Genomic DNA, 13,154 nt, shown 5'->3' on the forward strand with positions numbered 1-13,154 from the left:
ATGTCGATATCGCCTAGGCCTCGCCTGACGAACCCGCATGAACATAGCGGCTGCGTCGGGCCGGCGGCCTGGGTAGCCGCAAGGCGCTGGGCGCGATGCCGAACATCGCCCGCAGGGTTCGGGAAAAATGCGCTGCGTCGGCGAAGCCCGCACCGTGCGCGGCCGTGGTCGCGTCGTCGCCCGCCTTGAGGGCCTGGGCAGCCCAGCCGATCCGCCGCCAAAGCACATATCGCCGAAACGGCAGGCCCATGGCGTCCACGAAGAGGTGTCGGAAGCGCTCCGCCGACAGCCCCGTCTTCGCTGCAGCCGCCTCAAGCGGGACTGCGCCTAGGGGCAGCAGGCGGTCGATTTCCGCCAGGGCCGGCTGAAGTCGCGTCAGGGTCGGCCGCGGTGGGAGCGGGGTGTCTAGAACGCGCGCCCAGGTCCATGCGTCATGCCCAGCGAAGGCTCGTGCGACGATAACCGGAGGGGGGGAGGCGGCGGCCGACCACGACCGGGCGAACTGCAGCGGCAGCGAGGCGAGGGTCGGTTCGATAAACACGATCTCGGCTTCGGCCGCCGGCTCCAGCCGATGCGGAACCAGCGGATCGATGAGGATGACACGCCCGATCGCTCGCTGCCCGGCCGCGTCGATCACCGTCACGGGCGCCGGGGCGACCACTGCCTGCGCCGCCAGGTGCCGGTGGAGGCGGCTGTCGCCGACCGCTCCGCGCCAGATCGCCCAGTGATCGCCCGCCTCGAACGCGCCGGACCAGAGGCCGCCCATCTAGAGGTCTGACGAGCGGCTGCGTTCGAAGCGCAGCAGGCGCAGGGCGTTGGCAGTCACGAGGGCGGTTGCGCCCGTGTCGGCAAGGATCGCCATCCAGAGCGGCGTGGTTCCCATCAGGGTCGTTGCGAGGAAGACCGCCTTAAGACCGAGCGCGATGGCGACATTCTGCCAAATGTTACGCAGCGTGCCGCGCGACAGGCGCACCAGATCTGCGACGCCAGTCACCTTGTCGTTGAGGAGGGCCGCGTCGGCGGTCTCCAAGGCGACGTCGGTTCCGCCCCCCATGGAAACGCCGACCGAGGCCGCGGCGAGCGCCGGCGCGTCATTGATGCCGTCGCCGATCATGGCGATGGGACCGTGCGCACGCAGGTCCTGGATACGCGATAGCTTGACGTCGGGCAGCAGCTCCGCTTCGGCCTCGATCTGCAGCGCCTCGCCGATCGCTCGAGCGGCGCGGGCATTGTCGCCGGTCAGCATCACCGTGCGCAGGCCCATCGCGCGCAGTTGCGCCAGTCCTTGGACGGCGTCGGGGCGGGGTTCGTCGCGCAGAGCCAGGGCGCCGAGCGCGCGTTTGGATTCCAGCACCACAACCACGGTCTTGCCTTCGCTCTCAAGCGCCTGCAGGCGTGCGACCTGCTCGGCGCTCAACTGCGCCTGCTCGGCGGCGAAGCGTGGCGAGCCGACCGAAACAAAACCGCTCTTCAGGCGGCCGGTGACCGCTTTGCCCGGTGTGGCGGTCACGCCATAGGCGATAGGCAGCGTCAGACCATCGGCTTCGGCGCGGGCGATGATCGCTAAGCCAAGGGGATGGCTCGACCCCTTCTCGACGGCTGCGGCTTTAGCTAGCAAATCGCTTGGCTCGCCCTCGAAAGCGACAATGTCGCTGACCTGGGGGCGGCCGAGGGTCAACGTGCCGGTCTTGTCGAAGGCCACCGTGGCGACCTTGCCGAGCGTTTCCAGGGCCGCGCCGCCTTTCACGAGCAGACCCTTGCGCGCACCCGCGGCGAGGCCGGACGCAATCGCCGCTGGGGTCGAGATAACCAGTGCACAAGGACAGGCGATGAGCAGAACCGCCAGGCCACGGTAGATCCACGTATGCCATTCCGCGCCCAAGAGGAGGGGGGGCAGCACGATGATCAGGGCGGCGACCGCCATCGCGGCGGGCGTGTACCAGGCGCTGAAGCGGTCGATGAAACGGGCCATCGGCGCGCGGGCGCCTTGGGCCTCCTCGACCAGATGGATGATCCGCGCGATCGTGTTGTCGGCGGCGGCCTTGGTGATGGCGACCCGCAGTTGGCCGTTGCCGTTGATGCTCCCGGCATAGATTTCTGCTCCCGGTTCCTTCGTCACCGGGACGGACTCCCCCGTAACGGGGGCTTGGTTGACCTCCGAGGTCCCGCTGATCACTTCGCCGTCAGACGGCGCGCGATCGCCGGGGCGGATCACCACGATATCCCCGACCGCCAACTCGGCGGCGGCGACCTGTTCAATGACGCCGTCGCGCTCGCGCAAGGCCGAGCGGGGGACGAGATCGACAAGAGCGCGAATACCCGCTCGGGCCTTCGACGCAGCCACTCCCTCCAACAGTTCGCCGACCGTGAAGAGAAAGACGACGACCGCCGCTTCCTCAGCCTCGCCGATGGCGATCGCGCCGGCGGCGGCCACCGACATCAGGGTTTCAATGCTGAACGGCGTGCCGGACACCGCGCCGGCGATCGCGCGTCGGGCGATGGGCACTAGGCCCACCAGGGTCGCGATCGCGTAGACCCATGTGGTCCATTCCGGCGCCAAGCGCGCGATCACGAAGGCAACAGCCAACGCCAGGCCCGAGGCCAGCGCCAATTGCGCCTTGCGCGATCGCCACCAGATTTCGTCGCTGGGCGCGCCAACTTCGGAGATGGGTCCGCCATCGTCGCTCGGCGTGTAGCCCAGTCCGCGAATGCGTTCCCGAATGACGATCGGCGACGTGCGATCGGCGTCATAGGCGAGCGTCAGCCGCTGCAGGCTGTAGTTCACGTCGATATCGCTGACGCCCGGGACTCGCTTGAGCGCGTTCTCGATTTTCGTCGCGCAGGCGCCACAGTCCATCCCGTCGACGCGCAGGGTCAGAGCTGTGCTCACGATGCGCCTCCCGATCTGGTGGAGGCTACCTCTCGCCGAACCGTGATCATTGACCTCTCCTCCGATACACGATCGCGCGACGGTACATCCTCAAGTCGCTAGAGGATCAAGCGGCCGTCGTCACTGGCAGGCTTGAGGTCGTGGCTCGCCAAGCGGCGCAATGCCCTGATAAGGAGAATTGATAGCATCAGGTTCTCCATGCGCATCCTGTCCAACTTCGTCGCCGCTGTCGTTGCGGCCCTGTCATTCCTCGTGTTGCCGGCCATGGCGCAGGAGAGCAGTTCGGCGCAGACCGCGTGGCGACTGCTGGACTATGTCGCGGTCGACTACGCCGGCGCCGTCGACAACGGGCAGGTCATTAGCCCAGCCGAGTATGCGGAGATGGTGGAGTTCGCCGGGGCGGTCCGCGCGCGCCTTGCCACCTTGCCGGCGACTCCGGCTCGCCCGCAGCTCGTACGTGACGCCGCTGCGCTGGAGGCGGCGGTTCTGGCCAAGGCTCCACCGGCCCAAGTGAGCCGTGACGCCCACAACTTGGCGAGCGCGCTGCTGGCCGCCTATCCAACGCCTCTGGCTCCGCGCATGGTTCCGGACCTGAACCGCGCCGCGCGTCTCTACGCCGAGCAGTGCGCGGCCTGCCACGGCGCCAACGGCGCCGGCGACGGGCCGAACGCCGAAGGACTCGACCCGCCCCCGATCGCGTTCACCGACTTGGCGCGAGCGCAGCAGCGGAGCCTCTTCGGTCTCTATCAGGTCATCGGGCAGGGCTTGGACGGCACGGCCATGGCCAGCTACGCACATCTCTCAGAATCGGACCGCTGGGCGCTCGCGTTCTACGTCGGAGGCCTCGCCTATGAAGACGCTCAGACCAAGGCTGGCGAGCGGCTCTGGCGCCAAGATGCGGAAGTCCGCGCTCGGTTCAGCACCCTTGCGGCGCTGACCCAGACGACGCCGCAGGCCCTGGCCGCCGACTTCGGCCCCGAAAAGGCGCAGGCGCTCACCGCCTACCTTCGTAAGACGCCGAAGGCGCTCTCGGGACAGGGCCCCAATCTTGATCTGGCGAGGGCGCGGCTTGCAGAGAGCGCCACGGCCTATGCGGGGGGCGACCCGCGACGGGCGACTGACTTGGCGCTGTCGGCCTATCTCGACGGCTTCGAGCCGGTCGAGCCGCTTCTCAAGGCGCGCGATCCGGCGCTGATGAGCCGGATAGAGAGCGGTATGGGCGCCTATCGATCAGCGATAGCAGCCGGTCAGCCCGTGGCTGCGGTGCAAGGCCAGGCCGAACAGCTCGCCGCCTACATGGACGCCGCCGAGCGCGCCCTTGCGCCCGAGAAGGCCAGTCAGGCCTCTGCATTCCTGGGCGCCTTCACGATCTTGCTGCGCGAGGGCCTAGAAGCGCTGCTGGTGGTAGTGGCGATGGTCGCCTTTTTGCGCAAGGCTGGGCGGGCCGATGTCCTGCCCTATGTGCATGGCGGCTGGAGCGCGGCCCTGGGCGCCGGGGTACTGACCTGGGCGGCCGCTACCTATCTGATCTCGATCAGCGGCGCGAGCCGCGAGCTGATGGAGGGCTTCGGCTCGATCATCGCCGCTGTAGTGCTGGTTTCGGTCGGAATCTGGATGCACGGCAAGAGCCGCGCTGATGTCTGGCAACGCTACATCCGCGATAAGCTCTCCAAGGCCCTGTCGCGAAAGTCGGCCTGGTTCCTTTTCGCCTTGGCCTTCCTGGTCGTTTACCGGGAGGTCTTCGAAACCATCCTCTTCTACGCCGCGCTCTGGAGCCAGGGTGGACATATGGCGATGCTGGCTGGCGCCGCCTCCGGCGCGGTCGTGCTGGCGGTGGTCGGTTGGGCGCTCTTGCGCTACAGCCGCAAGCTCCCCATCACCCAGTTCTTCGCCTTCAGCTCAATTCTCATCGCCATCCTCGCGGTGATCCTCGCGGGCAAGGGCGTGGCCGGGCTTCAGGAGGCCGGGCTTTTGGGAATTCGGCCTATCGCAGGACTGCCGCGGATCGAGATCCTCGGCCTCTATCCGACCTGGCAAGGTGTCGCCGCCCAATTTGCAACACTTCTGGTGATGGTGTTCGGTTTCATTCGAAACAGCCGAACCGCGTCCGTACGTGCCTCGTCGTAAGGGAGGCCGGACACGGGCGATTGCTCCATTTCGCTTCGGTCGCGTTGTAGGGCGGCCGTGCGTCCAGAATGGTCGCCGGGCGTTGCGCGAACGCTGGTGCTCACAGCGCGGCTGAGTGGTGGGCGACTTTCGTCGCCCACGCTGAGCTTACTGCTTCTGGATCGCGGTGATCTCGCCGGCTCCATCCTTGACGGTCAGGTCGAAGGCGACCTTGTCTCCGACCTTCACGGACTGAGCCAGTTCTGGCGTGGCCTTGAAGCCCATGGTCATTGCCGGCCAGCTCACCTCAGGGATCTCCTCGTGGTCGAGCGTGATCGTGCCGGCCGCAACGTCGACGGCTGTGACGACGCCCTTCGCCTTCACAGATTTGGCGGCTGCTGCATCGGACGCCATGCTGGCCATATTGTCTCCAGCCGGCATTGCCGGAGCGGGGGCAGCAGGAGCTTCCGCGGCCTTCTGTTCGGCCGGTTGGCCGCAGGCCGCCAGCGCGAGGGTCAGGCCGAGGCCCATGACAGTCAGGGTGGTGCGCTTCATCGGATATCTCCTTGTCTGGAAGCGGGTGGGAAGGGCGTGTGCGAGGATCTGCGGCGGAGCAGCAGATAGCCGGCCGGGATGACCAGCATGGAGAGCAAAGGGGCGGTGAGCATGCCACCGATCATCGGGGCGGCGATCCGGCTCATGACCTCTGAGCCGGCGCCATGCCCGATCAAGATCGGGGCGAGGCCGGCGAGGATCACCGCCACGGTCATGGCCTTGGGGCGTACCCGCAGCAGGGCCCCTTCGCGGACGGCGGCTTTGACCTGGTCAGGGGAGGGATGCTCGCCCCGGTCTTTCAGCGCATCCTTCAGATAGATCAGCATCACGACGCCGAACTCGGCGGCGACGCCGGCGAGCGCGATGAGGCCCACGCCTGTAGCCACCGACTGGTGATAGCCGAGCAGATAGAGCGCCCAAATGCCGCCTGTGAGCGCGAAGGGCAGGGTCGCCATGATCAGGGCCGCCTCGTCGAAGCGCCGGAAGATCACATAGAGCAGGACGAAGATGATCAGGAGCGTCGCCGGCACGACAAGCTTCAGCCGTTCGACCGCCCGCTGCAGATATTCGAACTGGCCCGAATAGGCGATTGAGACGCCGGGCGAGAGCTTCACGTCCTTGGCGACGGCGTCCCGCAGGTCGGCGACGACGGAGGTCAGGTCGCGGTCTCGCACATCGATATAGACCCAGGTCGAGAGCCGGCCGTTCTCGGTCTTGAGCATCGGCGGTCCGTCGGCGATTTCGATCCTTGCCACCGTCCCGAGCGTGATCTGCTGCCCGGCCGGAGTGAGGACCGGTAGGTTGCGCAGCCCCTCCAGGCTGTCGCGGCTCTCGCGCGGATAGCGGACATTGATCGGATAGCGGGCTAGGCCCTCGACGGTCTGGCCGACAGTCTCGCCGCCGATGGCGCCGGCGACGATCTCCTGTACGTCGGCGATGTTGAGCCCGAAGCGGGCCGCGGCGGCGCGGTCGATGTCGACATCGACATAGCGCCCGCCGGTCAGCCGTTCGGCCAGGGCCGAGCTGACGCCGGGAACACTCTTGGCGGTCGTCTCCACCTCGCGGGCGATGCGGTCGAGCTCGGCGAGGTTAGCGCCCGAGACCTTCACCCCGATCGGGCTCTTGATGCCGGTCGCCAGCATGTCGATGCGGTTGCGGATCGGCGGAACCCAGACATTGGCCAGGCCCGGGACCTTCACCGCACGGTCCAGCTCTTCGACCAGCTTGTCGGGCGTCATGCCGGGCCGCCACTCGCTGCGCGGCTTGAACTGGATGGTGGTCTCGAACATCTCCAGCGGCGCGGGGTCGGTGGCGCTCTCGGCGCGGCCGGCCTTGCCGAATACGGTCTTCACCTCCGGCACGGTCTTGATCAGCCGGTCGGTCTGCTGCAGCAGCTCGCCGGCCTTTTGCGCCGAGAGCCCGGGCAGGGCCGAGGGCATGTAGAGCAGGTCGCCCTCGTCCATGGCCGGAATGAACTCGCCGCCAAGCCGGCTGAGCGGCCAGGCCGTGGTGGCGAAGACCAATGCAGCGATGATCAGGGTGGTCCGCGGACGGTCCATCACCCAGTCCAGGGCCGGCTTGTAGGCGGCGGTCAGCCACCGGTTCAGGGCGTTGTCGCTTTCGCGCGGGATGCGGCCGCGGATCAGGTAGCCCATCAGCACCGGGACCACGGTCACCGACAGGATCGCTGCTCCAGCCATGGCGTAGGTCTTCGTGAAGGCCAGCGGCGAGAAGAGGCGGCCTTCCTGCCCCTGGAGCGTGAAGACCGGCACGAACGAGAGGGTGATGATCACTAGGCTGAAGAACAGGGCCGGGCCGACCTCGGCCGCGGCGTCGGTGATGACCCGCCAACGGGTTTCGCCCTCGAGCGGCTGGCCGGGGTGTTCCTCCTCCCAGCGCTCGATCTTCTTGTGGGCGTTCTCGATCATCACCACGGCGGCGTCGACCATAGCCCCGATGGCGATGGCGATGCCGCCCAGCGACATGATGTTGGCGTTGACGCCCTGGGCGCGCATGACGATCAGCGCGAACAGCACGCCCAGCGGCAGGGTCAGGATCGCCACCAGCGCCGATCGCGCGTGCCAAAGGAAGATTGCGCAGACCAAGGCGACGACCACGAACTCCTCGACCAGCTTCTCGCGCAGATTGGCGATCGCCCGGTCGATGAGCTGGGATCGGTCATAGGTGGTCACAACCTCGACGCCGGGCGGCAGACTCTTCTTCAGGTCCGCGAACTTGGCCTTCACGGCGGCGATGGTCTCCCGCGCGTTCTTGCCCGAACGCAGGATCACCACGCCGCCGGCGACCTCGCCCTGGCCGTTCAGTTCGGCCAGGCCGCGGCGCATCTCCGGACCGAGCTGGACGATGGCCACGTCGCCCAGCCGCACCGGCACGCCCCCGGCGGCGGTCTTCAGCGGAATGGCCCGGAAGTCGTCGAGGCTGGTGAGATAGCCGGAGGCGCGGACCATGTACTCGGCCTCGGCCAGCTCCAGCACCGAGCCGCCGGTCTCGCTGTTGGCCCGCTGTATCGCCTCTACGGCCTGGCGGTGGGTGATGCCGTAGGCGGCGAGCTTCACCGGGTCGAGCACGACCTGGTACTGCTTGACCATGCCGCCGATGCTGGCGACCTCCGCCACGCCCGGCAGGCTCTTCAGCTCATAGCGCAGGAACCAGTCCTGCAGGGACCGCAACTCCGACAGGTCATGGCGGCCGGTGCGGTCGACCAGGGCGTATTCGTAGACCCAGCCGACCCCGGTGGCGTCCGGCCCCAGCGCCGGCTTGGCCGCTTCCGGCAAGCGGGCCTGGACCTGGTTCAGGTACTCCAGCACCCGCGAGCGGGCCCAGTAGAGGTCGGTCCCGTCCTCGAAGATCACATAGACGAAGCTGTCGCCGAAGAACGAGTAGCCGCGGACGGTCCTGGCGCCCGGTACCGAGAGCATCGTAGTGGTCAGCGGATAGGTGACTTGGTTCTCGACGATCTGCGGCGCCTGGCCGGGATAGGGGGTGCGGATGATCACCTGCACGTCGGATAGGTCGGGCAGGGCGTCGACTGGTGTCGTGCGCGCCGCGAGCGCGCCGGCCGCGATAAGCGCCACGGCGGCGAGCAGAACGAAGAAACGATTGCGGACCGACCAGCGGATCAGGGCGGCGATCATCGCGCCGCCCCCATCCGGGCGATACGACGCACGACGGCTCCATCCGGCCGCTGCTCGAAGCCGAACGCCACCTGGTCGCCGACCTTCAGGCCCTTGGCCAGGGCGGCCGGCTCCAGCTTGAAGGTCATGGTCATGGCGGGCCAGCCAACCGCGGGCACGGGCTCATGACTGAGGGTGATGGATTCGGCCGACAGAGCCTCGATCCGACCCCGCGTCTCATGGAGCGCGCCCGGCGCCGTGGTCGGCGTACCCGCACCGGTCGCGAGCGGCCGCGCCTGCAGCCCGGCGAGGCTCGCTTCGGAATCGATCAGGAATTGGCCGGAAGCAACGACCTGCTGGCCTTCGCTGAGGCCGGCCAGGATTTCGGTGCGCTCGCCGCTCTCGCGGCCGACCCGAACCTCCACCGGCGCGTACCGGCCTTGCTCGCCGGCCACCATGACGAGGCTGCGCTTGCCAGTGCGGATCACCGCCTCGGACGGCACGGACAAGGCCGTCTGCGCCTCGCCGCCGAGATGGACCGTGGCGAACATCCCAGGCCGCAGTCGTCCGCTAGGATTAGGCAGCTCCGCCCGAACGGTGAGCGTCCGGCTCTCCGCCTGGGCGGCCGGCAGGATGGCTGCGATCCGGCCGCTAAAGGTCTCGCCGGGGAATGCAGCGAGAGTTGCCGTGACGGCCTGGCCGATCTTGATCTGATTGGTCTGGGCCTCCGGGACCGCCGCGTTGAGCCAGACGCTTGAGAGGCCCGACACCTGCGCAAGGGTCTGCCCCGCGCTGACGGTCATGCCTTGGCGCACGTCCAGGGTCTGGAGTGCGCCGCCGATCGGGGCGCTGACCGTGATGACGTTGCGGGGGCGACCGGTGCGAGCGACCTGGTCGATCAGCGGATCCGGCATACCCAGCAGCGCCAGTCGCTGGCGGGCGGCAGCCTCCAGCCTCGCGTCGCCAGACTTTCGCACCGCGAGGTACTCGGCCTGGGCGCCGCTCCAGGACGGCACGAGCAGGTCGGCGATCGGCGCTCCGGCGGCGATGACATCGCCAGGCGCGCGGGCATGGACCCGTTGCACAAAACCGTCGGCCCTGGCCTGGACGATGGCGACGCTGCGCTGGTTGAAGTCGAGGACGCCTGTCGCCTCGACGCTCTGGGCGAACGCGCTGCGCTCGACCCGGGCCAACCTCACGCCGAGGTTCTGCGCCGCCGCTGGGTCGATCCGCACGCCGCCGCCCGCTTCGGTCTCGTCGGCGTACTTGGGGATCAGGTCCATATTCATGGACGACTTGCCGGGCCCCGGATAGCGCTCCATTGGGACCATCGGATCGTACCAGTAGAGGATCTTGCGCCCCTCCGATCCGGGCGTGCCGGCCGATGGGGCTGGGAGCCTCTGCAAGTGAGCCAAGCCATAACCGAGCCCGCCGGCGGCGAGGGCGACCACGGCCGCGGCGGCGGCGAGCTGAGTGCGGGAGAGGGCGATCATTGGGCGTCGCTTCCGTAGGTCTGGACGATGCGGACCGCGTCGCGCTGGACGGCGGCCTCGCGGTCGAGAATGTCGATCTTGGCTTCGGCGAGGGCGACCAGCGCGCCCAGTACGTCCGACAGCCCCGCCGTGCCGGCGGCATAGCTCGCCGTCTCCAGGTCGGCGCGGCGGGCGGCCAGCGGCTCCAGGGTCGTGCGGCCGCGCATGAGACGGTCGTGATGCATGGCGTGGTCGGCGAGGTCGGCCTCCAGCGCTGCGGCCAGCGCCCGGCGCGCCGCCTCCCGTTCGTAGCGGACGCGGGTGGCGCTGGAGGCGCGAGCGGCGACCATCGGGTCCTGTCGTTTGGCGGCGAACAGCGGCAGGCTGACCGACGCACCAAGCGAGACCATGTCGCCATACATCGGGTCGCGGTGCTGGTAGGTGAGATCCCAGCTCCAATCCGGCCGCTTCTCCGCCTTTGCGGCCGAGACATCGGCGTCGGCTTGGCGGCCGGCGGCGTCATAGGCCCGGAGCGCGGGCAGCCTCTCGAGGCCGGCGCGCAAATTGGCCGGATCGACTTGGAAGTTCGGCGGGGGGCCAGCCACATCAGCATCGGCCTCGCCAGTCCAACGAACGAGTTCAGCCCGGGCCCTGCCAACCGCGGCGACCAGTTCGGCGCGCCGATCGTCGAGGGCGGCGCTGAGTTGGTCTGGCTCGAGGGCTTGGGCGGGCCGCGTCGATCCGGACGCCAGTTGCGACGGCGCGCTGGCGCGCAGGGGCGTGAGGGCGCGCTCCACCTCATCCAACGCCGCGAGCCGCTTCCTGGCGTAGAAGAGGTCGATCCAGGCCAGGGAGGCCGCAAGACGGACCGCCCGCGCCTCGACCCGTGCGCCGGCCTCGGCTGCCTCTATGTCTGCGGTGGCGCGTTCACGGTCCGCGCGGCGTTTGGCGGAGCTGGGCATGTCCTGGCTCACACCGACCGTGGCCATGGTCATGCTGTCGCGGTCGAAGGTCCCCGCTGGAGGTCCTGAGATCGGGAAGTTGCCGAGACCCACGGCGAGCTTCGGGTCGGGTAGGCGGCCAGCGGATACGGCTGCGGAGCGCGCCGCGGCGACATCGGCGTCCTTGCTCAAGAGGCTTGGCGCTGAGGTGTCGGCGAGCCTGAGCGCGGCATCGAAGGTTAGTGGCGCAGCCTGGGCCGCGCCGCCTAACGCCGCGCAGGCCAGGGTCAAGACAAGACGCATCGGAGTTCCGGTCGTGATCATGATGAAACGAGGGCCGGTAGCGCCGACGGTTGATCACCGCCGGCGCCCCTGCATCCCCGCGCCAGGGGATAGACGGCGCGGGGATTGGCAGTCGGCTAGCCCTTCGGCTGCGGGCTGTGGCGGCCCATGCTCATGCACATGTCGCGCATGGCCGCGTCGCTCTTCATCATCGGGCAGTCGCAATCCGCCGCCCGTGCCTGGTCACCCGCAGCGGGCGAGCCTGGGACCTTTTCGACTGTGCGGAAGTAGTCGTGCGGGTTCGAGGACGGCGGGGCGACCCGCAGGCGGTAGTCGCCCTGCGGCTCAGCGGCGGCCGCATGGGCCGCGGCTGACAGGCCGAGCGTCAGCGCCGCAGCGCTGATCGCAGTGAGTGTTCGGAAGGTCATGATCCTTCTCCATGCCGATGGCGCCCGTCCGACGGACGGGCTGATCTGATTGAGCGGCGTCATGCGCGCGTCCGCGGTCGCTCGTTGAGAGCTCCTGCAGACGCTGACGCCAGCGCGTCAGGCCAGCGGTCTAGGAGGATGGAAGAGCAAGGGGGCGAGCACGCCCTCGCGCGTTAGGTCGGAGAGCGCGAAGTGCACGCCCTCGTAGGTGAACGTATGCGGGATGCTCGCAATCGCCGGAACTGGCGGCGGCACCGTGGCGCAGCCCATCTTACCAATGCAATCGAGCGTGACGCCCTTACATGGTGTCGGCTTGGAGACCGGCCTGGGCGCATCGGCCATTTGCGACATGCCAGGCATATCGGCGCAGTCCATCCCAGCCATTGCAACGTGGTCAGCCGGTGCAGCCGCCTCGACCATCGCCATCATTGGCATAGCACGCGCCGTCGTCTGGCCGACGAAGCCGACCAGGGCGAGCGCTGCGACGACGATGCGGATCAGGTTCCACATGAGGCGATAGGGGTATGCCCGAGCTTCGGTTTGCGCAAGGTCACAGTTCGGCGGCGACGGCCTGGACGATCAACCGGGCCGTCATTGAGCAATACGCGGCGCCTGCGCCGATCCCTCGGAATCGACGCAGACTAGGTGCGTCAGCGAGGCCGCTCGACCGCGACGGCGTCGGCCTTTTCGCCTTCGGCCGCGAGCGGTTCACGGGTCACCGTGCGGAAGTAGTCGTGTGGGTTCGAGGATGGCGGCGCGGTGCGATAGGCGTACTGTCCGGACACGGCGCAGGCCCCGGTCGCCAGCGGCAGGCTGAGCGCCAAGGCGGTGATGGTGAAGCGAATGGTCATGGGTCTTCCCCAAGATTGATGGATCCGCCGGGCGGTGAGCCGTCCCGGCGAGACGGCGCCTGGGCTGGGGCCGGATCTCGCTCGCGAGCGGCCGGCGCAGGCGCGGTGGAACCGACGATTTCGTCGTCGGCCTCAGGCCAACAGTTTCGGGGGCCGATCTGGGCCGGGAGGCCTATGGGGATGCACGGCGGGACCGTTTCCAGGCTCAGGCGCCACTTGAGCGGCTAGGGCCGCCCCACTCGGCGTCGCCGACAGCACTGCGACCGCGCCGGCACAGATGCTTGCGCACGTTGCGGCGCAGTTCTTCAGCGCCTTGTCGCAGCAGGGAGTGATCGGGGCGCTCGGCTGTTCGCCGGGAGGCTCATCCATGGACGCCATGGCGTTTGGCCTTGATGCCTCCACGCCGCACTCAATGGTCGCCGCCGAGGCGGTGATCGGGCTGGCCACCAGGGCCAGAATGGCGAGGATGGCGATTAGAAGTCGCGCCATACGGAC

The 13,154-nt window shown here is 68.4% G+C and carries 10 protein-coding genes; 1 reads left to right on the forward strand and 9 read right to left on the reverse strand.

Features of this window, described 5'->3' with window-relative positions:
• Window positions 1–13 precede the first annotated feature (13 nt).
• Together AC1Q87_RS17250 and AC1Q87_RS17255 are read right to left on the reverse strand one after the other, a co-directional pair.
• Window positions 14–766 (reverse strand): helix-turn-helix transcriptional regulator, encoded by a 753-nt coding sequence (locus AC1Q87_RS17250; protein WP_183776741.1) that lies wholly within the window; start codon window positions 764–766, stop codon window positions 14–16.
• The gene (locus AC1Q87_RS17255; RefSeq protein WP_312161387.1) at window positions 767–2,890 is read right to left on the reverse strand and encodes a heavy metal translocating P-type ATPase; all 2,124 of its coding nucleotides are present in this window, start codon (window positions 2,888–2,890) and stop codon (window positions 767–769) included.
• A gap of 198 nt (window positions 2,891–3,088) precedes the next feature.
• Here AC1Q87_RS17255 and AC1Q87_RS17260 point away from each other — a divergent pair, with 198 nt between their 5' ends.
• Window positions 3,089–5,017: a cytochrome c/FTR1 family iron permease gene (locus AC1Q87_RS17260; RefSeq protein WP_183776742.1), complete on the forward strand. Its 1,929-nt coding sequence runs from the start codon at window positions 3,089–3,091 to the stop codon at window positions 5,015–5,017.
• Window positions 5,018–5,164: 147 nt separating this feature from the next.
• Here AC1Q87_RS17260 and AC1Q87_RS17265 read toward each other — a convergent pair whose 3' ends face one another.
• The 7 genes from AC1Q87_RS17265 to AC1Q87_RS17295 form a co-directional block, all read right to left on the reverse strand.
• Entirely contained in the window at window positions 5,165–5,551 is a 387-nt protein-coding gene (locus AC1Q87_RS17265; protein ID WP_183776743.1) for a copper-binding protein, read from the reverse strand.
• Window positions 5,548–8,706: an efflux RND transporter permease subunit gene (locus AC1Q87_RS17270; RefSeq protein ID WP_183776744.1), complete on the reverse strand. Its 3,159-nt coding sequence runs from the start codon at window positions 8,704–8,706 to the stop codon at window positions 5,548–5,550. Before AC1Q87_RS17270 ends, AC1Q87_RS17265 begins: the two co-directional genes overlap by 4 nt.
• Window positions 8,703–10,178 carry an efflux RND transporter periplasmic adaptor subunit gene (locus tag AC1Q87_RS17275; RefSeq protein ID WP_183776745.1) on the reverse strand — a complete coding sequence of 492 codons (1,476 nt, stop codon included), beginning with the start codon at window positions 10,176–10,178 and terminating at the stop codon, window positions 8,703–8,705. Before AC1Q87_RS17275 ends, AC1Q87_RS17270 begins: the two co-directional genes overlap by 4 nt.
• The gene (locus tag AC1Q87_RS17280) at window positions 10,175–11,401 is read right to left on the reverse strand and encodes a TolC family protein (protein WP_312161392.1); all 1,227 of its coding nucleotides are present in this window, start codon (window positions 11,399–11,401) and stop codon (window positions 10,175–10,177) included. Before AC1Q87_RS17280 ends, AC1Q87_RS17275 begins: the two co-directional genes overlap by 4 nt.
• Before the next feature lie 116 nt (window positions 11,402–11,517).
• Window positions 11,518–11,808 (reverse strand): hypothetical protein, encoded by a 291-nt coding sequence (locus AC1Q87_RS17285; protein WP_183776747.1) that lies wholly within the window; start codon window positions 11,806–11,808, stop codon window positions 11,518–11,520.
• A gap of 117 nt (window positions 11,809–11,925) precedes the next feature.
• Window positions 11,926–12,318, reverse strand: coding sequence for a hypothetical protein (locus AC1Q87_RS17290; RefSeq protein ID WP_183776749.1), 393 nt, complete (start codon window positions 12,316–12,318; stop codon window positions 11,926–11,928).
• A 140-nt stretch (window positions 12,319–12,458) separates the two neighbouring features.
• Window positions 12,459–12,659, reverse strand: coding sequence for a hypothetical protein (locus AC1Q87_RS17295; RefSeq protein ID WP_183776751.1), 201 nt, complete (start codon window positions 12,657–12,659; stop codon window positions 12,459–12,461).
• Window positions 12,660–13,154: the final 495 nt, after the last annotated feature.

The sequence above is a fragment of the Phenylobacterium sp. GW823-FHT02A09 genome, assembly GCF_058797775.1.